The sequence below is a fragment of the Flagellimonas chongwuensis genome, from assembly GCF_013376415.1.
In the GTDB taxonomy this organism is placed as follows: domain Bacteria; phylum Bacteroidota; class Bacteroidia; order Flavobacteriales; family Flavobacteriaceae; genus Flagellimonas; species Flagellimonas chongwuensis.
Window position 1 is genome coordinate 375,925 of the sequence record NZ_WYET01000001.1, and the last position, 25,020, is coordinate 400,944.

The following is a 25,020-nucleotide window of genomic DNA, read 5'->3' on the forward strand; positions in this document are numbered from 1 at the left end:
GTATTATTTTTTTCTTTGTTTTTTTTGATGAAAATCCGGCCTTTGTCACACAGTATTAAGCAGTTTCACCAAAAAGTAGGTTTCCAGAACGAGCGCAAATCCATACGGAACAAAAAAGATAAGGAACTCCAAACGCTCCAGCGTACCGTCCGCAATAAAGGAAGGATATAGAAAAATGAAGAAAAGAGCAAACTTAAGAAGACTCCCGCCCAAAAAAAAGAAACCCAGTAAATCCCGATATTTATTTCTAAAAATGTAAATCACAAAAAAAACGATCAAGGCCATTATGGCATTGAGCACATAACTTTTTATCAACTGAATCGTATAAAGGTTGTGCCTGTGGTTTTCCAAAAACCAAGACTGTGCGTAGAACAAAATCAACAACCCAACTAAAAGAAAAGAGACAAAGCGGATTGGGTAATACCTAATTTTCAATCGTTGATTTTTTTGAGTTGTTGGATTACCAAATATATGGAAATCGCAACGGCCAACAGAGTGCAGATCGGCAAGAAAACATTTTCTGTTTCAAAATGGCCGTCCAACCATTTACCGCCCCATACCCCCAAATAAATAACAACACCCATTTGAATGGCGGAACCAGACAAACGGGCGGCTGTATTAATTGTTTTTTGATATTTTTTAGGAGGCTTTTGCTGGCTCATTTTTCGCGGTCGACTGCATTTTGGTGGCAGATGTAGTACCCTTGCCCATAGTACAGGCGGCATTAAAGGTTGCTCCGGGTTCCACTGCCAATTTTGCTACACTCACAGTGCCTTCAATATATGCAGAAGATTTCAGGGAAAGAAGATCTTTAACATTGAGTTCGCCATTGAACTTGCCTTCTATATCGGCGTTCACACATTCCACTTTTCCGTTGATGTAGCCATCTTTTCCGATAACTACTTTGCCCGATGTGGTAACGTTGCCCTCCAATTTGCCGTCTATTCTAAAATCGGCCTCGGAAGTAATATCTCCCTTTATGGTAGTGTTCTTTTCAATTCTGTTGGGCTGCCCGCCAAATTCATTCATAGGTCGTGGTTTTTTGTTGTCAGAAAACATAGTGTTCTAGGGTTTTGGGGATTAAAATTGTGCTTTGTATGATTCTAAATTCTTGTGGACCTGTATAATTTTATAATTGTCGGATAAAACTACAAAATTCTCATCTTTAATGAGGTAGTCCTTATTATTTTTTATAAGCTCGGCAAAGCCTAGGGCAAAATCTTTGGATGGAAAACCATGTACCACCACAAACTCATTTTCCAAATTATAGATGTCCTTTGATATAATGTTCTTGTAATTTAGTTCGTCCACCACCTCGACCAAACGGTTTTTGAGCTTGGTCGCATTTTCATCATTTTTGATTTTGAACGGAAAAACCACTTTCCAATTTCCTGCTCCTGTGGAACCTGTTTCTGGGGAAAACTCCTTGGTCTCCAATTTGGGGAGTTGCTCCTCTACCATCTGTTCCGCCTTTTTCCCCTCGGGATTGTTGGGGTAGGTAAGCGCCACATAGTTCAGCGCTTCCTTAAAGGGTTCAAAACCTTGCAAACGGCCAATGGCATTGGCTTTCAGCATCTCGAACTTAGGCACTATTGGGTCTCCGGTAAATTGATTGATATATTCTTCCGATCGGGTAATCACCTCCAAGAACTGTTGGTCTTCATATTGTTTAAACAATGAGGCATACCTCGCATCAGGACTATCTGTGTTTCCGTCCAACACCGCTTGCGGGTTCAGCAAAATTTCTGCGTAGCGGGTATCGGGGTGATTGGTGATGATGTTCTGCTTCATGCTCACCGCCAATGGGCTTCCCGATTCCTCGTAAATTTTGTAGAGATTATATTTTGATGGTAAAATCAACCGCTCTTCCGGGTTGGAGGATAGTACGCGCTCCAATTTGGCAGCGGCCAGCATATTGTCCTTAAACTTTTCTTTATATATCAACCCTAATTGATAATTGGCGAAGTTGCGCTCGCCCTTTAAACTATCTATTACAGCGATATCGGTAGGAACCTGTTCCAAGTAATAGTCGACTGAATATTTTTGGTCTTCGGTCAACACCTCATCGTTAGCGGCAATTTCCTCTCCGGTAGCTTCGGAAACCAATGTTTTGGATTTGTTGCTCCAGCGCCAATCGTCTTCAAGGCTTCTTGTTCCCCATCTGGTCTTAAAATCGTTTCTGCCGTGGCCTAGACTGGTAATATTGTAAAAATAGAACTTCCCTTGGTTCTCCTTTCCTCCCTTGCTATTGGCAAAAGTGGCAAAACCGGCATTGGTCCGCTCCAATTGTTTCTCTGCCTCAGCTTCTTCCTTTCGCTTGATCTCAGCAATGTAATCCTCGAAATATACGGTTCGCTCCGCAACCGGCATTTGGTACAGTGTGATCACGCTATCGGCATGTTGCACAATGTCCTCGTACTTGATCACATCCTCAAGGTTGTCCAGCTTTTTACTGATGTTGCGATGTATTCTCGTATTCTCGTTCAAGTTGGTCAGCGTGCTATCGTAGTAAGAACCCGCTAATCGATATTCGCCTTCATCAAAATAATAGTCCGCAAAGCTCTGATAGTTCAAAGCGTACAATTTGCGTTCGCCTTGGGTCGCCTGAATGGATTTATTGTAATAGGCCAAGGCCAAGCTATCCTGTCCATAGGCCATATGATATTCGGCCACTTGACGGTAGATTTTGTCCAAGAACGGTCTATTCTCCCGGTTCTCCTCCAAATCGGTGAGGTATTCCAACATCTCCTCTCGGTTTTCCTCGGCGAGCTCCGTGTTCTGTATCATTTTTAAGTGTGCATTGATCATGTACACCCTTGGCGATTTACGGTTAAGGTCTATTACCTTATTGTAGGCATAGTTGGCACTGTCCTTATGCCCCAATTGATCGTACAACTGCCCAATGATGAACAGGTACCTTCCCTTTTCGGGGTTCTTTTTGGTGTAGGCCTGGGATATTTTCAATTTTTGAATGGCGGTATCGGGCGCGTTCAGGTTGATGTAGCACTGCGCTAAAACAGCATTGGCATCGGCGTATTCCTGATCCTTAAGTTTCTCGTATTTAAAAAGTCTCTTCAGGTTTTTGATGGCTACTTCGGGATTGTCCAAACGCATGTTGGTTTTTTCCCGCCAAATGGTTGCCTCGTTCAACTTGTCGCTCTTGCTGTACTTTCTAAGGACATAATTGAAGGACTCCAGGGCCGGGATGTAGCGTTGGTCAAAATAGCGTGACTTTCCAAGCAAAAGGAATGCTTCGTCTATTTGCGGATTCCGCTCCTCGTCCTTAATGTCCATGCTGTGCTTTTGGATGGCCTTGGTGGCCTTTTCCTCGGCAATAAGGAAGTTGGGATTGTTGTCCTCTGAGTCGAGTTTGATCTCATCGGTCACCTTGAGGCGTTCCACGGGAAGGATTTCCCAATAATCGTCCCGGTAGTTGGCATTGATTTCTTCCAGCCCTTGTTGAAAGGCAAGGTTGCCGTTGTACAAGGTATTGAACTCGGTGTTGATGGCGTGCCAATTTCGGTTGATGAACTTGTCCTTTTGGGTGGAACATGCATTGAATGCAAGTCCTCCCAAGACCATGGCGCCTAAAAATGTGTGATGAAGCTTCAAAATTATCGATAATCTTGTGTAAGCTTAAACTCAAAATTGAGCGGATTATTATAAGGCTTATCGATAAAATGCAAGAATTTTCAGTGTCGCTTTTCAAACATCAGCCCGCAAAGAAGGCTTCCAGTTCCTTCATGGTCTCAGCCGAGGTATGGATATCCTTAACGATTTCTCCTTTGTTGAGCACCACGATACGTTCGCAAACTTCGGTTACGTGGATTAAATCGTGACTAGAGACCAATACCGTCACCCCTTCTTTTGCCGCGAGATCTTTAATGATTCCCTTTAATCGGATTTGGGTGGTCGGGTCCAAATTCGCAAAAGGCTCGTCCAAGATCACCACTTCGGGGTTCCCGATAAAGCTGGCCACAATGCCCACTTTCTTTTGGTTTCCTTTGGAAAGGTCCCGCAAATATTTTTTCTGACCCAATATCTCGCCATGGAAAAAATCTTCAAAATTGGATAACAGGGCATCTACATCGGCCTTGTTCCTGCCACGCAGCTCTCCGATAAAGTAGAAGTATTCTTCGGGCGTGAGGTATCCTATCAGGAAGGTCTCATCAATAAATGCGGACGTAAACGGTTTCCAATCCTCGCTCTGGTCCACTTGTACGTCCTTGTTGATGATATGGCCGGATGAAGGCTGAATCAAATCCAACAACAAACTGAAAAGCGTTGTTTTACCTGCTCCGTTGTTACCGACGAGGCCAAAGCTCTGCCCTTTGGGAATTTCCAAATGTTCAATGTTCAAAACTGTGTTTTGGCCGTAGGTCTTGGTTAAATTATGAACTGTAATCATGTATTTTTTATTAATGGTGTGTTATTTCTGTTTGTAAGCTTGTAATGTTTTGTATTTCTCTTTTTTGTAAATGCCTTCGATCATGGTGAACACTTTGTTCTTAAAAACGAACCCGAGCAGTCCAAAGACCGCTACAAATATGTATCCCGCCATGGGGTTGATCAAAAAGTGACCAATGGCATAAATCCCTATGGGCAAGACCAGTTTGGGCAAGGTGAGCAACAAGGTCTTGGCATTAAAGGCCTGCTTGTCGCCAAATGCCTTTTTGTTGGACGTAAGGTCTATCGGGGTCTTTACATAAGCTCCGCCCCAAAGCACCAAATAACTGTTGATTCCCACATTATAAATGGCACCAACCAATACCGCTGCGTAGGCCTCCCACCCAAAATAGATGTAGAAGGTGGCCAAAATGGTGGAAATAATGGTAGCTATAATCACCAAATACCATTTTGAAGATAGGTACTCCCGGTACTTGATGTTCTGGCTCATCATCAAAGGATAGTAGCTACTGTCCCAACTAGGCACATACTGCCCAAAGCTGAACAGGAATCCTCCTGTAACGAATATCCCCGCAAAGATTTTCCAGAAAGGGCCATCGTAGACTTCCAACGCTCCCGTAAAAAACAGGAGTCCATAGAAGATAAAAAAGGCTCCCGCTATCACAGCGGAACGCGATCTTTTGTTTCGTTTTATCAGTTTGATGTCGTTCTTCAAGAAAGTACCCAAGTTCCCGAAGCGGTCCAACCACTCCAGATTCTCGGTCTTGGCTTCGGTCTGCTTTTTGGCCAGACCTCCATCCAGATACATATGTTTTTTGAAATAGGCGAAAGCACCGTAGTACAATCCGACCAAAATCATCCAAGGTATAATGGCCGTCCAAGGGATATCATAGAAAAAGTCAAAAATTGGGCCGGTGTAGATGGTAATATCAAACCATTGATAGTATTGTGATGCACCGGCAACAATGAACAATACTGCAATCACATAAAAGACCACGTTCTGGTTGTTCACCATTACATTGATGAAGTTATTACAGTAGATCAAGGCCATCAAGGCCAAGTGCCAACCAATGACCTGCAAGGGCGGGTAGCCCTGGGTAAGCAACACAATGCTAAACGGAATAAAAAAGAAGGCGTGAGCAATATTGAAAAAGGATATCACCGTTTTTCCCAATGAAAAATTGACCACCTTGCTCTTGCTTATGGGCAAATAGAGCAATGGTTTGATATTGGTGACAGGCATTTTTTGCAGCATATACCTAAAAACGAGGTCAAAGGCCAAGTAGTAAATCATAAACTGGTTCACGACACGAAGCGGGTCTCCAATTTCCATTTCCTTGATCAAGAAAAAGGCCCCTACGCCCATTCCGAGGAAAACCACAATAAAGTATAGGGCCCCCAAGGCCATCAATATCTTAAACCAAATTTCTGTTTTAAAGGTTGCAGATCTAAAAAATGATTTCCATTGGAGTCCAATAAAATGTTTGAGCATGGTCGGCGTTTTTTTAGTTGGTGTCTAATTTATTGGATTTGTTACAGAAGAAACATGCTTTTTATAAAAATAGATGTGCAAAAGGACTGTAATGCTTAATTTTGCAGCAAAATTCGATACATGAGTCATTTTCATGCCTTAAAAATAGCCGCGGTGGACCGATTGACGCCAAATGCCGTGGCCCTTACCTTTGACATACCGGAAAACTTAAAAGAGGATTACAGCTTTAAAGCGGGACAATACATTACTTTAAAGTACACTTTGAATGGAAAAGAGCTCCGAAGGGCCTACTCCATTTCATCACCACCTTCGTCCGGAAAATTGACGGTGGGCATCAAAAAAATGGAAGGGGGAACCTTTTCCGTGTTTGCCAACGAGCAATTGAAGGCCGGGGACGAAATTGACGTTATGTTGCCAGAGGGACGATTTACCTTTGATGAAACCTCAACAAAGAAAATAGCTGCTTTTGCCGCTGGTAGTGGCATTACTCCCATTATGAGCATTGCCCAAACAGTTTTGGAGAGCAACCCAGAAAGCACTTTTGTCTTGGTGTTCGGAAATCAATCTCCCGAAGAGACCATGTATTTTAACACCATCCAATCTATTAAAGAGCAATATGGTGACCGCTTTTTTGTACAGTATGTGTACAGCAGGTCTACCGAGGAAGATGCTCTTTTTGGAAGGATAGAGCGTTCGACCGTGAACTTCGTGCTTAAAAACAAGTTCAAGGGAACCCAATTTGATGGCTTTTACCTTTGTGGGCCAGAAGAAATGATCGAGCAGGTAACGGATACCCTCAAGGACAATGGCGTTGCCAAGGAGAAAATACATTTTGAGCTCTTTACCACCGATGATGAGGGCGATGACGAACTTGCCGAAGAACTGGAAGGAAAAACTAGGGTGGAAGTTCTTTTGGACGATGAGACCTTTACCTTTGTAATGGACAAAAAGGAACGCGTGCTGGATGCTGTCCTAAAAGAAGATATTGATGCTCCGTATTCTTGCCAAGGCGGTGTTTGCAGTAGCTGCATTGCCCGGCTTACCAAAGGAAAGGTCGAAATGGTAAGAAACCAGATCTTGACCGATAGTGAAATTGAAGAAGGGTTTATCCTAACCTGTCAATCCCATCCCACCACTCCGAGCATTAAGGTGGATTATGACGATGTGTAGATCAAAGGGGACCTATTAGGTTTTGGCCAATAATTTTTCCAAGGCCCTACTCCCATGTTCGTAACCGATGTTAAAGGCATTTTCAATACCTTTTTTATCAAGGACACCTATGGTTTCCAGTTCGCCTGGTTCTATAAATAAATCACATTCGAGCATCTTCTCGTGGTTGGATGCATGGATCATTAAACTGGTGACCCTTGCTGTCAACTGAAAGGAATTTCGCAAATCCTTTTTCCCCAAGGGTACGGTTATGGACACATTACTTCCAATAGTGAAATCCGTAATATGGTCCACATATTCCTTTGGAAAATTGTTCATAATGCCCCCATCGGCATATAATATATTATCAATGGTCACGGGGCTAAAAACAGGCGGCAAGGCAGCAGATGCCAATAATGGTTTGATGAGTTCACCGTCATAAAAAACCTTTTCCGTTCCTTTCAATAAATCCGTAGCGACCACGAAAAGGGGACGCTTCAAACTTTTGAAATTGTTCTCGGGGAAGAAATGCTTAAAAATCCCGAAATACCGTTCCGTGTCAATAAACCCCGGTTTGTTGATGGCAAAAAAACTATACTGGAACAATGGGGTCTCTTTGAAGAACTTGAGCATGTCCTCTACCGAATTATCGTTGGCATACAACGCACCCACCAGAGCTCCAATACTTGTTCCGGCCACTACTTTGGCTTCAATTTCATGTTCCCGCATGGCCTTAATGAGACCTATGTGTGCCATGCCCCGAACACCTCCTCCGGAAAGAATCAGGCCTATGGATTTATCTTCTAGCATTTTTGTTCAGAATCAATAAACTGTAAAGTTAACATAATGATGGTTTTTCAAGGTTACGGCAACATTGTATTTCAATTAAAAGGTTTGACTCTAATCAAAAAACCAAACCCATCTAGTCAAAACTCCGTAAGTGATTATATAAACTAAAAATTTAATCTCATGAAATCTATTAAAACATTAACGTTACTAATTGCTTGTGCTGGGTTTATGACCATCACTACAGGTTTTTCACAAACTAAAATGGTAGGGGGAGCCCCCATGTATCCAAGTAAGGATATTGTTTCCAATGCAGTAAACTCCAAGGACCATACTACCTTGGTGGCTGCCGTAAAAGCTGCTGATTTGGTCGAGACGCTACAAGGCGAAGGTCCATTTACCGTATTTGCACCTACCAACAGTGCATTCGAAAAATTGCCCGATGGAACAGTAGCTACATTGCTTAAGCCAGAAAACAAGGCAAAATTGCAAGGTGTACTTACGTATCACGTAGTGGCTGGAAAATACAATGCCAAAGACTTGAAAAAATGGATCAAGAAAGGTGATGGTATGGCCGAACTCACTACAGTCAATGGAGATAAATTGACCGCCATGATGGACAAAGGGATGATAATGATAAAAGATAGTGCTGGAAATGTTTCCACAGTGACCATTGCAGATGTAAACCAATCCAATGGTGTGATTCATGTAGTGGATACTGTTGTATTACCTTCAAAATAATAGGTAGTCCTTAATTTGAATTAGTGGAAGAGCGACAGTAGTCGCTCTTTTCTTTTTTAGGTGACTGACAATCAGTTTTCTTATAATCCGACATGATTGTTTTTGGGAATTTGTAATCCTATTCAAAATTTTTCGACCTAAAAGAATGTGATAATTGTTGTATGTTTAGGTAAAACATTAAATAGAAGAACATGGCCAATTCATATTATGACCCAGCAGACCTTAGAAAATTTGGCAACATCACAGAATGGAGCGAAGAACTGGGGAAAAAGTTTTTTGACTATTACGGAAAGGTTTTCGAGGAAGGTGCCCTCAGTGCGCGCGAAAAATCCTTGATAGCACTTGCTGTAGCACACGTGGTAAAATGTCCCTATTGCATTGATGCCTATACTAAGGATGGCCTGCAACGTGGCATCACCAAAGAAGAGATGATGGAGGCCGTGCACGCGGGCGCGGCTATTGAAAGCGGCGCTTCATTGGTTCATGGTGTTCAAATGATGAACAAGTACGATAAACTTTCCATGTAGTGCCTAGGAAACTTGGGGTTTTAGGTAGTAGAAAAAATATACCGAATGGAACATAAGGGGTTCCGGCGGACGATATAAATTAGAAATGACGCAGAGTATACTCACCGACATAAAGAAAGCAGCTAAAAAATCATTAAAAGCGCGGGAAGACGAGCTTGCCAATACCCAAAAACAATTGGAAATATTGAGCGGCGACCTTTTTGCCAATGGAGAGCTTCCATTTTTTAAGGATAAAATCGCAGCATCAGGTCAATTCCCATTAAAGCCAAAAAAGTTGGAAGTGCTCCAGATCAATGTAGGGTATATGTGCAATCAAGTCTGTGCACACTGCCATGTGGACGCAGGCCCGGACCGACAGGAGATCATGACCCGTGAAACCATGCAACAATGTCTGGAGGTCATCCGCAACACCGGGGCGCACACTTTGGACCTTACAGGCGGAGCTCCTGAAATGAACCCGGATTTTAGGTGGTTTGTAGAAGAAGCTTCCAAAGCGGGTATCCAAGATTTCATCGTCCGCTCCAATTTGACCATCATAATGGCCAATAAAAAGTACCACGACCTGCCCGAGTTCTTTAAAAAACACAACGTCCATGTGGTGTCTTCCATGCCGCACTATACGCGTGGCAAAACGGACAAGCAACGTGGCGATGGTGTTTTTTACAAATCCATCAAAGCTTTGCAGATGCTTAACCAAGTAGGCTACGGCATGCCAAACAGCGATCTGCGCTTGGATTTGGTCTACAATCCTTCCGGGGCCTTTTTACCTACGGACCAAAGCGCGATGGAACGAGATTTCAAAAAGGCATTGAAAGAAGATTTTGACATTGATTTCCACAATCTTTTTGCCATTACCAATTTGCCAATTTCACGGTTTTTGGACTACCTCATCGCATCCGACAATTACGAGGATTACATGTATTCCTTGGTGGAGGCCTACAATCCTGCTGCTGTTGAAAACGTAATGTGTACCAATACCATCTCCGTAAGTTGGGACGGTTGGTTGTACGATTGTGATTTCAATCAAATGCTGGACCTAAAAGTGGCGAGCAAGGTAAAGCACATCAAAGATTATAATGATGATGTACTGAGCAATCGGGAGATTATTATTTCACAACATTGCTACGGATGTACCGCAGGTGCCGGTAGTAGCTGCCAAGGAACAGTGGCCTAATCCACTACGGAGGGGAACACTCCGCGTGTACCCATATCCACCACATTTTCGCCCAATAGAGGCTCGTACTTGCCATTGCCATTGCCGTCTTCCCATTCAAAACTATTGTTGATGGATATGACCACTTCAATATTGATGTCCTCAATGGCATTTGCTGGAATCACCAAAGCAGAAGGAAACTGTCCTGTTACCACGCATGAGCCCTCAGGAACTGGAGATGTATCATCAATGGGGTTGGGCACCGTGGTCTGGGGGGCATTGCCTTGTGTTAATTGTGTCAGGACAAACCCGTTAATATTCCCTTGGGTTTCCAGGCCAAAATACCCTTGGGCCTTATTCCCATTGATATCTACTGTAAGTTTTTCCAGGGTATAATTGCCTATATAAGTGTTGTAACCCAAAAAAGACCCAACAGTGGCATCCACATCAATATTATCGTCAACGCCATCCGGCCAATCGGGAATTTCTGTTTCGGCTCCCTCAAGGTTGTATACGATTTTGTATTTCTGGTACCCAATAGAAGCCCTAAAATATTCATACGTGCCGGCAGCTACGTAACTCAATGGAATGCTAAAGGTGTTGATCTCTTCATTCAAAAACACTTCGCTGTCAAAATCAATGGCAGTGGCTCCCCCGCTTCCCGTAGTCGCGGTCGAAGTTATGGTGACACCCTCATCATAGGGAGTGAACTTGTCCGGATAAAGACCCATAAAATGCAATCCCAGAACCTCAAAATCAGGGTTTTGAGCTGCATTTCCTTCGGGAACCGATACAGGATTGCCCAAATTGTCCAATCGCTCGGCTTCGTCATCCATTATAAATGTAATGTTCAATCGGGCAACTTCGGGTTCAGGGCTTCCTGTAGACGATTCGGTGGAACAGGAGAACAGTGCGATGCCCATCAAAGTTGTAAAAATCAAGTTTGTCTTTTTCATAGTCTGTATTGTTTATGTGATTTTGGGTTGTGCGGGTCCAAAAGGACATGGAAAGATATAACAAATGACCTTATCGAAATGATGCAGCAACGAATAATTGGTTGCTCACCTTTCCAAAATTATCATCAATCGCTCCAATACGTCTTTTGGTTTGATGGTTTTCATGGCGTTTTCGTACCCTTCGGGCACTTTGTTCCCATATACCGAGGTAGGAATCAGCGGATATGCTTCCCGGTCCGCCATAAGTGCGTTTTCCATAGGTTGTCCGAATGGATAAAACCCGGCATACGGATGGGTAACCCCCCATAGTGTGACCACAGGAATTCCATAATTGGCAGCCATATGGGCATTGCCACTATCCATGGACAACATCACATCCAAATTGGAAATAAGCTGTAGTTCTTCTGCCAGATTGAGTTTGCCCGCCATGCATTCAACATTTCTATACCGTTCAAAAAATTTCTCCAATACCTCCACTTCTTTGGCTCCACCGCCAAAGAGCAAAACTTTATACTTATCGGTATTATTTAACGTTTGGATAATTTCTTCCGTAGATTCCAACGGGTACATTTTGCCTTCGTGAGCAGCAAATGGGGCAATGCCCACCCATTTCTTGGCATCCTGCTGCACCAACCCCAGAACGTTTTCGGAAAGCTGGATGCGGTCCAATGGTTTGGCTGTGGTCAGGTCAATGGGGAAACCGAGTTCTGCAAAAACATCGGCATATCGCTGGTGTGTGGTCCTTAATTGCTCAAAAACTTTGTTTTTGGGCCGGGTAAGTGCTTTTTTTTCTTTTCTGCCCTTATCAATTTGGGCAAACGGAATCCGCTCCAAGGCAAAATACTTTTTAAGTATCCTGCTTCGCAACACATTATGTAAGTCGGCAATGGCGTCTAACTGAAGTGGTTTTAACTCCTTGTACAATCGCCAAAGCCCCATCAATCCTTTATGCCTATTTTTTACATCCGCTTCTTTTACCTCAACATTTGTCAATCCATCAAAAATAGGAGTGAACGGTCTTTTTGTGAGTACGGTAAGCCGTACTTCTGGATATTTCTCGGTAAGCGCATGGAGTATGGGAACGGTCATCGCCACATCGCCCATGGCGGACAGGCGGATGACCAAAATATGGGTATGTTTACCCTTTTTGCCCACGCAACACTGGGTTTAGTTCATCATCGTTGTACATTTTCATCTGTTTGTAGACTTTCATGTACTTGTCACCCGATTCAATATCCGCCAATAATTGGTCAATAGCCGTGGAAAGGTCTTTTTTCTGCTCCAAAAGCACGGCCAATTTTGCACTACATTTATCGATATGCTCCTGAGGGGCGTCGCTACGGTTCACCTCTTCTTGCATGTGATATATTTTCAACGCAAGAATGGAAAGACGGTCAATGGCCCAGGCCGGGCTTTCGGTATTGATGGTGGCACCCTCTTTTACTTGTACTGATTGGTATTTATTCAAAAAGTAACCATCAATATACTCTACCAAATCGGTGCGATCCTGATTGCTAGCATCGATTTTACGTTTAAGGTCCAAAGCGGCAACAGGATTGATTTGTGGGTCCCGTATAATGTCCTCGTAGTGCCATTGGACTGTATCAATCCAGTTTTTTCTGTAAAGCAAATGCTCCACTTTATCCTTTGGATAAGGGTTGCTGAATTCTTGGTACACATCGTCCTTGATATGGTAAGTATCTATACTTTCCTGAAATATCTTGAAGGCAAAATCGCTGAACATAGCTTAAAATTTGTTCAAAGATATTGCTTTATGCCATATTTAGTTGAGATGAACGGCAAAAAGCGAACAGGCCAATACCACAAAGCCAACCATTACGGCTTCTTGAAGCCTTCTTTTTTTCATGGCTTCAAAATAATTGGTAAAAAATACAGCGGCGGGAAAAAAGGTGAGCAAAACCGGCGAGGCATCGGCAGGGGTAAAAAGGATAATACCGGTACCTAAGATAAAAATCAAAAACACTATCCGAAGCAACAGTAATTTACCCCCGCTCACGTTTCTCAACCTGATGAATACCACAATGGAAACAAGTATGGTCAATATCAAATAGATCAATGTCTTTATATTTAATACCTGAAAGAACGATTTGCTGGTAAAAAGCCCCAAAGAAAATTGATAATGGTCCTCAAAAAAATCCAATGAGCCTTTGAGTTTCAACACGGTGAAGGTTAGCATAAAAATAGTTGCAACGCCCAAGAAAGGGACCAGCCAATTTTTAAATGTTCTTCTGTCGTAGACCCCAATAACAAAAAAGACAAGGAGCATAAAAGCGAGGGCCCAATCGTAGAACAAACTTGCAATGGCAATCAACAGGGAGGCATCAAAAATTTTGTGTTTGACATTTTTTGTGGACTTGATGGACAATATCCGCCAAAAGGCCAAGAGCAAAAAGAAATTGGCAAACAATACGTTTTGAAGCACCAATTCATCGGAAAACGAAACAATTAAAAGTACAAAGAAGAGCATCGCGTAGGAGTTTGACTCCGTTGCCTTTTCAGTTCTTACAATTTGATTGGTGATGAAAACCGAGATCAACAAAACCGCAAACAGCATCAGTTCCAGGGGGATAACCTGATTGAGTTTTTGGTCGCCCAGTTGAAAAAAAACATTTGTAAAATAGAATAGGAACAGGAAACTGGCGAGAACTATATTGTTTATGGGTTTAGTTTTTCCGAAAAAGCTTGAAATCATCCTATCTTTTGCTACTTTTGTAAAGTAAATATAGCCAAGATGAGCAAGTTTTTTTACGGTATAGAGGACTTATTTGTAAACTACCTTTTCGCACCATTAGATTTTTTCCGCTTTATGCACAGCTGGTGGGGTTCCAACTCCATTAACTGGATTTTTATGATCATCGGTTTTGTGGCGATGGTCTATTGGATGGGCCAGTTGAAGATTTTCAACGAGAACGGTGAAGAGGACAAGAGCATAAGCTCCCACTCATACATCTAGATCGAACCCTAAATCTTTTCGGTAATACATTCCATCAAAATGGAGTTTTTCCATATTTTGATAGGATGTTTTCAGTGCTTCCTTAAAGTCTTTTCCGAAGGAAGTAACCGCTATGACGCGCCCTCCGTTGGTCACTACTTTTCCTTCTGATAGTTTTGTTCCTGCATGGAAAACTAGGGAATCCTGAATGTTTTCCGCCCCTGTGATTTCTTTTCCTTTTTCGTAGGCTTCGGGATACCCTCCGGAAACAGCCATCACCGTGGTTGCGGCTCTTTCATCGATTTGAAGGTCAACTTGATCTAAAGTTCCTTTGGCCATTGCAACCAAGACATCCACCAAATCACTTTTAAGGCGAGGAATCACCACCTCGGTCTCGGGGTCTCCCATACGAACGTTGTACTCGATTACTTTGGGCTCATCGCCGACTTTGATCAACCCGATAAAGATAAAGCCCACATAAGGCAAATTATCGGTTTTAAGGCCGTCTACGGTCGGTTTTACGATTTGGCGCTCTATCTTGTCCATCAAGATAGAATCGGCAAAAGGAACCGGAGAAATGGCCCCCATGCCGCCGGTGTTGAGTCCTGTGTCCCCCTCACCTATTCTTTTGTAGTCTTTCGCGGTGGGAAGGATTTTGTAGTTAGTGCCATCGGTCAGCACAAAACAGCTCAGTTCGATACCGTCCAAGAACTCTTCGATGACCACCGTGGCACTTGCGTTTCCGAATTTGGAATCGACCAGCATGGACTTGAGTTCATCCTTGGCCTCTTGCAGATCTTGAAGAATCAAAACACCTTTTCCGGCGGCCAAACCATCTGCTTTTAAAACATACGGTGGCTTTAAAGTTTCCAAAAAAGCATATCCTGCCTCCAATGATTCACTGGTAAAACTCTCGTAAGCTGCCGTTGGAATATTGTGCCTCATCATAAATTCCTTGGCAAACTCCTTGCTGCCTTCCAGTTCTGCCGCAGCTTTTTCCGGTCCGATTACGGGAATGGATTTTAAGTCAGCATCATTCAAGAAGAAATCATGTACACCATTTACCAAAGGATCTTCCGGCCCAACCACCACCAATTCGATGCTTTCTTTGAGTACCAATTGCTTGATGGCTTCAAAATCGTTCACGCCGACCTCAACATTTGTGGCAATTTGAGAGGTGCCCGCATTGCCGGGCGCTACAAAAAGTTTGGATGTTTTAGGACTTTGAGAGATTTTTAGGGAAATGGCATGTTCACGACCGCCAGAACCCAAGACCAGGATATTCATGATTTGATGTTTTGGCAAAAATAACTCAATTCAAATTTAATTTAAGGGTTATTTGCAAATGATCTAGGCTTAGTTTTCGACACGAATTGCACAAATTTCCACTAGGCCGTAACGGAGTGTGGTTGTCATTTCGAGCGAATGCGAGAAATCTAAAACAAGTCAGATTTCTCAATTGTCGCTTCGCTCCTCTTTTCGAAATGACATTTGACGAATGATTTATGGTAAAAACTCTCTGTGGGCCTCCCATAACTTTTCATCCGAAAGGGATTTGAAATACTCGAACACTTTTTTGAGTCCTTCGGAACGATGCACCTTGGGTTCCCAATCCAAAATTTCCTTTGCGCGTGAAATATCGGGCTGACGTTGCATGGGGTCATCTTGTGGCAATGGTTTGAACACGATTTTTTGGTCGGTTCCCGTCAGTTTGATGATTTCCTCGGCAAATTCCAAAATCGTGGTTTCATCCGGGTTCCCGATGTTGATAGGTTCTACATAATCGCTCATCAAAAGGCGGTAAATACCCTCAATTTGATCATCGATATAGGTAAAGGAACGGGATTGTGAACCATCTCCAAAGACGGTCAAATCCTCTCCACGAAGGGCCTGGCCCATAAAAGCGGGAACCACACGGCCATCGTTGAGCCGCATGCGGGACCCATAAGTGTTAAAAATCCGAACGATACGGGTGTCCAGTCCATGGTGCCGGTGATAGGCCATGGTTATGGATTCCATAAAGCGTTTGGCCTCATCATATACTCCTCGCGGCCCAATGGGGCTGACATTTCCGTAATAATCCTCGTTTTGTGGGTGTACCAAGGGGTCGCCATACACTTCGGATGTGGATGCTACTAGAATCCTTGCTCCATGATCTCTAGCCAATCCCAATAAGTTTAAGGTTCCCAAGGAACCCACTTTTAACGTGTCAATCGGTATTTTTAAATAATCTATGGGGCTTGCTGGTGAGGCAAAGTGAAGGATGTAATCCATCTTGCCCGGAACATGGACAAATTTGGTGACATCGTGATGGAAAAACTCAAACCGCTTTAGGTGGAATAGGTGCTCTATGTTCTTGATATCCCCTGTAATCAGGTTATCCATGCCTATGACGTGGTGGTCTTCGGCAATGAACCTATCGCAAAGATGTGAGCCTAAGAATCCGGCCGCTCCGGTGATGAGTGTTTTTTTCATTCTTTATCATTCTTCTTTTTAGCAGGGTTTTCCTTTTTTCCCTTGATGGACTCTATTTTCCTTTTCAACCGAATCTTCTGCTTTAATGTGGTAAAGTTGTAATTGTACCTGAAAAATATATAACCCAAAAAAATCACAACACTTACTAGCATTATCACCATCCCTGTATTCTTTGCCTTGCTTCCCAATATTATAAACAACACTACAAAGATGATGTTGAAACAGCCTATGATAAAACTTGCCTGTTTGTGGGAAAGCCCCCAAAAATCAATAAGAACATGATGTACATGGTTCCTGTCCGGAGAAAATGGTCCTCTTTTGTTTGCCAACCGGATTGCAAACACTCTTGCTGTATCAAAAAGAGGAACTATCAAAATGCTTATAGCTATCAATGGCGCATTTTCCAACAAAAATGGAAGTTCTCCATAAGCTGTTGGTTCAAGGGCCAGAAACTTCAATGTCAAAACGCTTATGATAAACCCGACGATTAAAGAGCCGGTGTCGCCCATAAAAATTTTTTTGCTTGATGATATATTGAATCCAAAAAACGCCATTAAACAGGCATTCATTGTAATGGCTATCAAAGCAAAAAAATACTCTTGAGACAAATAGAAAATAGTTGTGTAAATTACCATAATTACAATTCCAACTATTGAAGCCAACCCATCTATTCCATCAATTAGGTTATACGAATTGATAATGGTAAGCATTAAAAAGCCCCCGATCACCAAATAGAGGTAATATGGTATTTCATAAATATTCAAAAAACCGTTCAAAGACTCAATCCCAAAGCTATCGTTAACCAAAATAAAAGCAATTGCAACTACTTGAGCAATTAGTTTTGACCCAGGAGACAGTACCACCATATCATCCTTTAAACCAATAATGAACAAGATGGTGAGACCGGGAATGATGAATATGTCTTCGGTATGTTCGTGCCAGTTCTTAATAAAGAATAGAGCAATAATGAGTGTGAAAAAGAAGGAAACCCCCCCTAAGGTCGGTGTTCTCTGACTATGTGAACTTCTTTGGTTGGGATCGTCCATTAACCTTTTGTATTCAACAACACCTATTATCTTGGGAATTGTGAGATACACTAGAAGGAAGGATCCAATAAAAACTAAGACCGCGGTTTCCAGAAAGTTCATCTTACTTAAAATTTGCGCTATTTACTCATGAATAATAGCATTTGTTTTGCAATATTATTTCTTTTAAAATCAGCCACAAAGGTATCAAAGGGATATTGTTTATTTTTTTGAGCTTTTAGCTTTTCCACCTTATTTATAAATTCCTCTTTATTTTCAGGCTCATAGGATTCACCTATTCCATAGCTCTCAAGCAATTCTTTAGACTCTCCCTCCACACCCAAGAGTATAGGTTTGTGCATGGCCGCCAGCTCGAATATTTTTGATGGAATCACAGATTTAAAGGTTGTCGACTTCTTCAGGTTTACAAGTCCCACATCTAAGATTGAAATGTGCATGCTTACTTCATGTTTGGGTACCGAATCCAACATCGTGATGTTTTTTAATCCTAGTTTTTCCTTTAGGTTCAAAAGGTTTTCTTTCTCCGCTCCTGAGCCCAAAAACAAAAAATGAATGTTCGGGTCCTTAATTTCCTTAGCGGCGATTAGAATGAAATCGAGTTTATGTGCCATCCCATGGGTACCTATGTACCCAATAATAAATTTTCCCTCTAAATCATGGTTTTTTAAAATGTCTTGATTTTTGGGCGATGGTTGAAACAGCGATTCATCGATTCCATTTTTAAACACTCCTATTTTGCTGGATGGAATGTTGTGCTTTTGAATCAATTGTTTTTTAAAGCTATCTGTGACAGTAACAATTTTATAGGCAGTTTTATACATTCTTCTTTCCAAATACTCAAAATACCTGATGATAAAGTTGCTCTTCATAGCACCTACAGCCTTTATGGATTCTGGCCAAATGTCCCTCACCTCCATAATCCATTTTTTCCTTTTTAAAATGGACAGCCATCTACCTGCAATAGCGGTAAAAAATTGTGGGGACGTGGCTATAATCAAATCTGTTTTTATAAAAAGACCTGCGAATATTGCTGAAATCATAAAGCTGTTATAGTCCACAATTCTTTTTATGAAGCCTTCGTTGGCGGCAATATAGGTCCAAACCCGAATTACCCTGATACCGTCAATCCACTCTTCTTGTCTCAGTTTATTTTTATATCCCTCAAAAACCTTCCCTTTTGGGAAGTTTGGTGCTCCGGTAATGACCGTTACATCTGCCCCTTGTTCTACCCATTCCTTGCAGTGCGCATAAGTGCGTGAAGCAGGGGCATTGAATTCGGGGGGGAAATTGTCCGTTAGAAAAAGAATTCTCATCTATTTACTTTTCTTATGGTTGTCTCTAAAGTTTGATTAAAACTTACCTCAATTTTAATTGCGTTTTTTCGGATATTGAAGCCTTCCGCAATATGGCATGGCTGATTGGAAACCTTTATTCCCTCTCCTTTAAAAAAGAGCACAATTCCTTCTGTTTGCAAAATGATTGAATCCCTTTCTTGCTCTATATTGCTGATACTTGGATGGAAATGAAAATGCGCAACTGCATGTTCTTTTTGGTTTTTAATCCTATCAATTATTTTGAATCCACTATCCTCAATTCTAAACTCTCTTTCATGAAGTGTAGGATAATATCCATTGTGAGATGCTTTAATATAACCATCTCGTTCTTCAAGTTCAACGACCTTGGCTCTTTTCCCAACTCTAAAACCACCCCAAACCTGTGTCTGTTCTCTATTACCTATTTTAACAGTATTGTGTGCGGAGGTTTCTCGCTCTTTCTGTCTTAATTCATTTTTCTCATAAGTTGAAATTCCCGTGTCCACAAGTATGGGTTGTTGATCCACATACAGTTCAAAGTTAAATGTGTCCGAATGTGCATGTCCTGGTTGGTAATCCGGCCCAATATTTCCCACATCCATAAAGACTTCAAAACCTGATTTCTCAAATTTCCGATATCCAGAAGAAGACATTTTTCCCTTTTCCCATTTTATACCAAGGCTTCTTGCATAGTTAAATAAACTTACAGATGAAGGAGCTATACCGTAAGCACTATCATTGACCATTGGGATATTACCATTCGAATATGTCACTATTTCAAGCCAAGAGAGCATCCTTATTGCATTTTTTTTGAAGAGTGAAAGAAGCTCTTCAGATTTCCATGAATTGGATTGGGAAAGCTTTATACAATCAAGCAACCTATGTAATAAAATTTGATGGTACATGGGAGAGAGCTCAAAATGGGCGCCATCGCCCATGACCTGCTCTCGGAGTTCATTTCCTAAAACCTTCTTTGCTTGCCTGTATAACTTTTCGTCTTGAAAATAATATGCCCCAAATAGGAGTGAAAATCCATTTTCTAAAAGATGGTTTCCCAAAAGATGGTATTCAAGATTATCCAACAAGATTTGATAGTGGTTAAAAAGGGCTTTATCCAATTGCTCGTCCTCAATTCCATTCTTGGAAAGAAATTTTATCCAATTAATGCCCCGTAGCGAAATGGGGTATGGCTCCAGGCCATCTTTTAGCTGCTCCTCCTTAGAAATATAATCTCTCATTAGAAAAAGACCTTGTTCAACTGATATGGATTCTTGATTTAGAAAATCAAAATAATTGAGGTTATAGGTCCATAATTTTCCAAAGCTCCCAAAATTCCAGTCGACGGCCTGCCCAAATATCTTGTCTCTATTCAAAAACATAAACTTATTGGGGACAGAATACGATTCCTGTTCACTTAAACCATTCTTCCATTCAAGTTGCTTTCTTTCCCTTAAATGTTTATCGAACTTAGGAGTTGTATAACTTTTAAACTTCCTTTTGAACCGATAAAATACCTGATAATAAACTTGTCTCCATTTTAAGTGTCTAATAGTGTTCAAGTGCTTTTTCATCAATATTTTAATTTCTACCTTAGAGGCACTTTTTTATTGTTTGGCCTTTATCGGTAGCATCGGCAAAATTTACATCAAAACTATACTGGCTATCTCCTATTCCCAGCCTTACTTTTAAAAATTCTTCTTTTTGTGTAGGGTCCGCCAAATAAACTTCCTTGCTTTTATTAAGCATTATTATACAGGGTTTGTCTACCTCAATCCAACCTTTGCTAAAAGTTAACCTTCCTGGTTCATAAAAAATAACTTGCAATATGCCTAAAATACTCTGATAAACAGCCTGTACCCGCTCAGTATTTGAAATAATGTTGATGACAGGTTCTTTAATATATTTTTTTAATGCTTTTTTTGATGCATTTGGAAAAACTACATACTGGTAATTATCAACTTCTTCTCCCCTTTCATGTTCAATCCACAATTTGAAAACCCTATTTTCAACCTCCAAATTACTTTCTTTTCTATTGATGGACTTCCAATTGCCCATTTTATTGGTTAGGTCTACTTTAACATTTTGCCTAATTGGGAAAAAATAACCTATTCCGTCATGCACTATGGTGTTAAGCTTATCATCAAAATTTTGTGTTATTCCATTTCCTTGTACTTTTTTTACCTTTGAACCTTCTTTATACCAGAACTTAAATGAGTCCTCTCCTAAACATTGATTTATGGTTGTTCTTAGTGGAGACTTAGTATAGTTTTCTATCCCTGACCCTAGGCATACAACTTCGTTTTCGAAAAAAAACCATCCTTTTTTTGCTCTAAATTCCGCTTTTCTTATGACCATTGCACTCACACCATATTGACTGTCCGAGACACCGCCCACAAAATCGTCCGTGCCAAAGTTTTCATCTTTTTTATTTCCTCTCAAAGGAAAGGTCCTAGTCCATACAGTTGTTGTACCAGGAATCATGGCCCAATCCCAAATGGGCATAATATTTTCATATTCATCACCATGGATCGATATAAAATTTGCTCCATAAGTCAGATTATTTCCTTTGATGTTTTCCCCATTCCTTGTTTCAGTTTCTATAGTCCTTTTAGAAACGCATCTAACATTAAAGCAATACTCCTTTCCGCAATGTTGAGTGTAATCACTTTCCCAATAGTATATATGCTCTGGGCCTGAGATATTTCCTCCTTTATTCGGATTTTCTATTGAATTTAAAGCTTCCTCATAAACCTCTTCACTGTTCTCATCGATTAAAATCAACTTTTTAATCATTTCTATATCCTCATTCGAAATTATTGTTCCGTTTGGGCGGCTTATGCCACGTCCCACAACGTTAAAGTCCCAATTATTGCCCCAGAAGCTTCTTAATTGTGTTTTCTTAATAAATGCCAGCACCTCTTTTACATTCTTTGAAGAAAGATCAACCGAAGCTTCTGTTCCTCGCAAGTAATACATGATTTTGACCATCCCTTTTGAAAACTCCAGTCCATAGCTGGCAATTTGCATTTGAGGTCCGTGTTCATGAAAAGAAAGGTCTGGTTGAATATTCGTTTGCAGGTTTGCAGTTATAAACTTAGTGGTTTGGACAAGAATTTCCATGTCCTCGAGCAATACACCCCTATAGATATAATGAAGTGCAAAATCAATCATATTGGCACCTTTACCATAGGAGGACAACTCCTGGGTTTTTCTTGGCTTAAAAAGTTTTAACAGCTGTGATTCTAGCGCTTTATCATATTTATCAAAGCTTGATGGCAAAGTCTTCAAAAGCAACAATATCTCTCCTATTTTTTGTGGATAATTTATTTGGTTGTCCCACCAATTACTGTCCTGTGTTTCGGAATCGCACCAATACTTAAGACCCTTTTGAATCGAATTTATATAGTTGACATTTAAATACTTGGGGCTATCTTGGTTGGTAACTTCCTTCGCCAAACTCCAGATCCTAAACATGTGCTGGTTATTGTCTGACTCCTCTGATGTAAGTTTTCCGTAGCTGAACTCTCCCCATCCGCCCTTATCTTCTTGAGTGGCTATCCATTGGTCCATATATTTACCTGATGGGTTAACCTGTCTCCATAAATCCATACAAACCCTATTGGAAATCTTATCGAATGTATTTGCAAAGACGTTATTTGCTAACAAAGAAAACATAACCAATATTACTACAGTACAATTTGCTTTCAGGTAAAGTTTCATGGTATCTTTTGCTTAGGATTAAACTGAATTAATAGACAAGAAAAAATAAGAAATGGAACAATTCCACCTTGTCTACTTAAATAAGATTCGGTAAAACAGCTACAAAAAACAGCCCATGTTATACCAAACAAAAAAATATTTTTGTTGGTAATAGCTCTATAAAAAAGTTTGTAGAATAGTATAACGATACTGATAAGTCCGACAACTCCCAACCCCAAATAAATTTTTATAAACTCATTATGTGGATCATATATTTTTTTTTCTAAAATTCTTTGCAAGCCAATCTCCTCTGCCTTACTTTTTATAAGGTTGTTTACATCTCCCATTCCATATCCTAGGGGTGGAGTTTCCTTTGCCAAAGCAAATGATGCCTCTAGATATTGGTACCTCTCCTCTGTACTGTTTCTTCCCGTAAAGGCATCTCTATTCTCAATTCTTTCGAACATGGGAGCAAATCTTTTCTTGGCTACCAAACCAGAAAAGGTCAAAAAAAATAGTAATGCAACTGTAGAAAATATCTTAAGCCTTACAGGCAACCTTCTCATCGAAAGAGCCCAAAACAGAATGAAAATAGAAACCAGTATAATGGCGTTCATTTTTGATTGAAACAGAAGAATCATTACAGATAAAAAAATAATACTTATATATTTTTTGATTTTATTTAGTTGATCGCCTCCACCAAAAATGAGCATAATCGCAATCAATAATGAAATTGAAAAATAACTCCTATGTATTCCAAAACCATCCAAAATTTCACTCATTACAAACAAGTATGCATAGTAGGGGTATTTTATTGATGGCGAATAGATTTGGGCATATGATATAAGGCCGTAAACGAAAAAGAAAGAAGTTAAAACTAATACACTATAACAATAGACTTTTAACCAATTATATACTTTAATGGGCTCGAGTTTATTAATAAGGAAAATAAGTGGGGCCACAAGGAAAAGCAAACGGGTTTCCAGTTGTTTGAGTCCTCTAAAAAAGTCTTCTGACCATATCAAAGACAAACAACATAAAATAAAATAGACAATAAATGGTAGGTAGTACTTTTTATATTTGCTCCAATTAACCTTAAGGATATTTTTTTCAAGCTTAATCAAAGACAATATAATCAATACTACTAATAAGGGAGGAACAAGTTTATTGTCTACGGGAAGAATCAGAAAAAAGAAAATCATGATGTAGTCAAAAGTCACCTCGCCATATTTTTTTACAGAATAAATGTTACCCATCTCGCTTTCTTTCTAGGTATTCAATAGCAGTTATAAAACCCTCGAACATTTTCTCCGGTGATGCTTCCTCCCGAATATGTTGTTTGGCATATTTTGAAAGTTCTTCCATCCGGTTTTTGTCTTCCAAAATTTCAAAAATCTTGTTTTCAAGTTCTCTTTCTGTATCCAAGACAAATCCATTCTTTCCTTGTTCTAAGTAATAAATTTCTGGACTATGCCTAACATTTAAAGTTAATACGGGCAGACCCCAATACATCGCCTGATTGATTCCAAGACCATTGGTTCCAGGAATACAAAACAAATCGGCACACTTAAAAAGTTTATTCACCTTCTGCTTATTATAGATGGCGCCGAGATAACAAATATTGTCTTGTTCGGCAATTATGTCACTATATTCAACAGGCATATCTGGCCCAGCAATTACCAATCCAACATCTTTTTCTTTTCGTCCACCAAATATTCTTATAAGAACATCGAGCTTTTTTCTTTTTTGGATTCTGCCTACGAACAATACTATTTTTTTATATGGGAGGCCCAACTCCTTTTTTATTTCTTCTTTGGAAGATGAAATTGCAGGGAAGTCATAAAAATTGATTGTGTTGTTTGCAATAAAGGTTTTGTTCTTACACTGCTCGGGAATAAACCTCAACTCATTTTTAGAATATAAAATGTTTGCGTTTGATAAGTGCTGAAAGGTATTGTATACAGTCTTTTTAACTTTATTATTTGGGTCTTGTAGACTCATCCCATGGCTCCAGTAAATAAATTTAACCTGGTTAAGTTTGCACCAAATCATGAAGGCCCAAGAATTTAAGTTATAAATGTTCCAAAAAAAAATTACATAATCCGGTTTAATCTTTTTTGTTAGTTTAATTAATTTATCTACTCTAAAATCTCCTCGCCAATATTCAATTTTTGATGCCTCTACCTCCTTTAGCCTTTGGTTTGAAAAAACATACAATCTGTAATTTTCCTTTTCAAAATACTGAGTGAATTTATCGTATAATGAAATACGATAATGAAGCATGGACTCTGTAATCAATAAAATATGTTTCCTATTTGCCATG

24 protein-coding genes are annotated in these 25,020 nt (G+C 40.5%); 5 read left to right on the plus strand and 19 right to left on the minus strand.

Annotated elements, in window-relative coordinates; genetic code table 11:
* Positions 1–45: 45 nt before the first annotated feature.
* From GUA46_RS01675 to GUA46_RS01700, 6 genes are all read right to left on the minus strand, one after another.
* The gene (locus tag GUA46_RS01675) at positions 46–435 is read right to left on the minus strand and encodes a hypothetical protein (protein ID WP_176619034.1); all 390 of its coding nucleotides are present in this window, start codon (positions 433–435) and stop codon (positions 46–48) included.
* The gene (locus GUA46_RS01680) at positions 432–662 is read right to left on the minus strand and encodes an AtpZ/AtpI family protein (RefSeq protein WP_108245580.1); all 231 of its coding nucleotides are present in this window, start codon (positions 660–662) and stop codon (positions 432–434) included. Before GUA46_RS01680 ends, GUA46_RS01675 begins: the two co-directional genes overlap by 4 nt.
* Entirely contained in the window at positions 640–1,059 is a 420-nt protein-coding gene (locus tag GUA46_RS01685; RefSeq protein ID WP_108245581.1) for a bactofilin family protein, read from the minus strand. Before GUA46_RS01685 ends, GUA46_RS01680 begins: the two co-directional genes overlap by 23 nt.
* Positions 1,060–1,080: 21 nt before the next feature.
* On the minus strand, positions 1,081–3,612 hold the full coding sequence (gene porW / locus GUA46_RS01690) for a type IX secretion system periplasmic lipoprotein PorW/SprE (protein WP_417942307.1): 2,532 nt from the start codon (positions 3,610–3,612) through the stop codon (positions 1,081–1,083).
* 100 nt (positions 3,613–3,712) lie between these two features.
* Complete coding sequence (locus tag GUA46_RS01695) at positions 3,713–4,408, minus strand: ABC transporter ATP-binding protein (RefSeq protein WP_108245583.1); 696 nt, start codon at positions 4,406–4,408, stop codon at positions 3,713–3,715.
* A 21-nt stretch (positions 4,409–4,429) separates the two neighbouring features.
* Positions 4,430–5,899, minus strand: a complete 1,470-nt coding sequence (locus GUA46_RS01700) for a DUF5687 family protein (protein WP_176619035.1) — start codon at positions 5,897–5,899, stop codon at positions 4,430–4,432.
* Positions 5,900–6,019: 120 nt separating this feature from the next.
* Here GUA46_RS01700 and GUA46_RS01705 point away from each other — a divergent pair, with 120 nt between their 5' ends.
* Positions 6,020–7,069 (plus strand): ferredoxin--NADP reductase, encoded by a 1,050-nt coding sequence (locus tag GUA46_RS01705; protein WP_176619036.1) that lies wholly within the window; start codon positions 6,020–6,022, stop codon positions 7,067–7,069.
* A 15-nt stretch (positions 7,070–7,084) separates the two neighbouring features.
* On the opposite strand, the gene GUA46_RS01710 is transcribed toward GUA46_RS01705, so the two are convergent.
* Positions 7,085–7,858, minus strand: a complete 774-nt coding sequence (locus tag GUA46_RS01710; protein WP_176619037.1) for a patatin-like phospholipase family protein — start codon at positions 7,856–7,858, stop codon at positions 7,085–7,087.
* Positions 7,859–8,017: 159 nt separating this feature from the next.
* On the opposite strand from GUA46_RS01710, the gene GUA46_RS01715 reads away from it, so the two are divergent.
* From GUA46_RS01715 to arsS, 3 genes are all read left to right on the plus strand, one after another.
* Positions 8,018–8,575, plus strand: a complete 558-nt coding sequence (locus GUA46_RS01715; protein ID WP_176619038.1) for a fasciclin domain-containing protein — start codon at positions 8,018–8,020, stop codon at positions 8,573–8,575.
* Between the two features lie 191 nt (positions 8,576–8,766).
* On the plus strand, positions 8,767–9,102 hold the full coding sequence (locus tag GUA46_RS01720) for an arsenosugar biosynthesis-associated peroxidase-like protein (RefSeq protein ID WP_176619039.1): 336 nt from the start codon (positions 8,767–8,769) through the stop codon (positions 9,100–9,102).
* Positions 9,103–9,187: 85 nt separating this feature from the next.
* Positions 9,188–10,276, plus strand: a complete 1,089-nt coding sequence (arsS, locus tag GUA46_RS01725; RefSeq protein WP_176619040.1) for an arsenosugar biosynthesis radical SAM (seleno)protein ArsS — start codon at positions 9,188–9,190, stop codon at positions 10,274–10,276.
* Here arsS and GUA46_RS01730 read toward each other — a convergent pair.
* The 4 genes from GUA46_RS01730 to GUA46_RS01745 form a co-directional block, all read right to left on the minus strand.
* Complete coding sequence (locus GUA46_RS01730) at positions 10,273–11,211, minus strand: hypothetical protein (protein WP_176619041.1); 939 nt, start codon at positions 11,209–11,211, stop codon at positions 10,273–10,275. The two genes, arsS and GUA46_RS01730, sit on opposite strands and share 4 nt — an antisense overlap.
* A 105-nt stretch (positions 11,212–11,316) precedes the next feature.
* Positions 11,317–12,366, minus strand: a complete 1,050-nt coding sequence (locus GUA46_RS01735; protein ID WP_313790848.1) for a glycosyltransferase family 9 protein — start codon at positions 12,364–12,366, stop codon at positions 11,317–11,319.
* Entirely contained in the window at positions 12,350–12,955 is a 606-nt protein-coding gene (locus GUA46_RS01740) for a DUF4254 domain-containing protein (RefSeq protein ID WP_176619042.1), read from the minus strand. Before GUA46_RS01740 ends, GUA46_RS01735 begins: the two co-directional genes overlap by 17 nt.
* Before the next feature lie 39 nt (positions 12,956–12,994).
* Positions 12,995–13,924 (minus strand): DUF6427 family protein, encoded by a 930-nt coding sequence (locus tag GUA46_RS01745; RefSeq protein ID WP_176619043.1) that lies wholly within the window; start codon positions 13,922–13,924, stop codon positions 12,995–12,997.
* 39 nt (positions 13,925–13,963) lie between these two features.
* Between GUA46_RS01745 and GUA46_RS01750 the strand changes: the two genes are divergently transcribed.
* The gene (locus GUA46_RS01750; RefSeq protein ID WP_108245594.1) at positions 13,964–14,185 is read left to right on the plus strand and encodes a DUF6341 family protein; all 222 of its coding nucleotides are present in this window, start codon (positions 13,964–13,966) and stop codon (positions 14,183–14,185) included.
* Here the strand turns inward: GUA46_RS01750 and purD are convergent.
* From purD to GUA46_RS01790, 8 genes are all read right to left on the minus strand, one after another.
* On the minus strand, positions 14,174–15,451 hold the full coding sequence (purD, locus tag GUA46_RS01755) for a phosphoribosylamine--glycine ligase (RefSeq protein WP_176619044.1): 1,278 nt from the start codon (positions 15,449–15,451) through the stop codon (positions 14,174–14,176). The two genes, GUA46_RS01750 and purD, sit on opposite strands and share 12 nt — an antisense overlap.
* A 216-nt stretch (positions 15,452–15,667) precedes the next feature.
* Positions 15,668–16,639, minus strand: a complete 972-nt coding sequence (locus tag GUA46_RS01760) for a UDP-glucuronic acid decarboxylase family protein (RefSeq protein WP_176619045.1) — start codon at positions 16,637–16,639, stop codon at positions 15,668–15,670.
* Positions 16,636–17,787, minus strand: a complete 1,152-nt coding sequence (locus tag GUA46_RS01765) for a glycosyltransferase family 4 protein (RefSeq protein WP_176619046.1) — start codon at positions 17,785–17,787, stop codon at positions 16,636–16,638. The genes GUA46_RS01760 and GUA46_RS01765 overlap by 4 nt, the downstream gene beginning before the upstream one ends.
* A 17-nt stretch (positions 17,788–17,804) precedes the next feature.
* Positions 17,805–18,998, minus strand: a complete 1,194-nt coding sequence (locus tag GUA46_RS01770; protein ID WP_176619047.1) for a glycosyltransferase family 4 protein — start codon at positions 18,996–18,998, stop codon at positions 17,805–17,807.
* Complete coding sequence (locus tag GUA46_RS01775) at positions 18,995–20,569, minus strand: alginate lyase family protein (protein ID WP_313790849.1); 1,575 nt, start codon at positions 20,567–20,569, stop codon at positions 18,995–18,997. The genes GUA46_RS01770 and GUA46_RS01775 overlap by 4 nt, the downstream gene beginning before the upstream one ends.
* Positions 20,570–20,588: 19 nt before the next feature.
* Positions 20,589–22,718, minus strand: coding sequence for a polysaccharide lyase family 8 super-sandwich domain-containing protein (locus tag GUA46_RS01780; protein ID WP_176619049.1), 2,130 nt, complete (start codon positions 22,716–22,718; stop codon positions 20,589–20,591).
* Positions 22,715–23,953 (minus strand): O-antigen ligase family protein, encoded by a 1,239-nt coding sequence (locus tag GUA46_RS01785; protein ID WP_176619050.1) that lies wholly within the window; start codon positions 23,951–23,953, stop codon positions 22,715–22,717. The genes GUA46_RS01780 and GUA46_RS01785 overlap by 4 nt, the downstream gene beginning before the upstream one ends.
* Positions 23,946–25,019, minus strand: a complete 1,074-nt coding sequence (locus GUA46_RS01790) for a glycosyltransferase family 4 protein (RefSeq protein ID WP_176619051.1) — start codon at positions 25,017–25,019, stop codon at positions 23,946–23,948. The genes GUA46_RS01785 and GUA46_RS01790 overlap by 8 nt, the downstream gene beginning before the upstream one ends.
* Position 25,020: the final 1 nt, after the last annotated feature.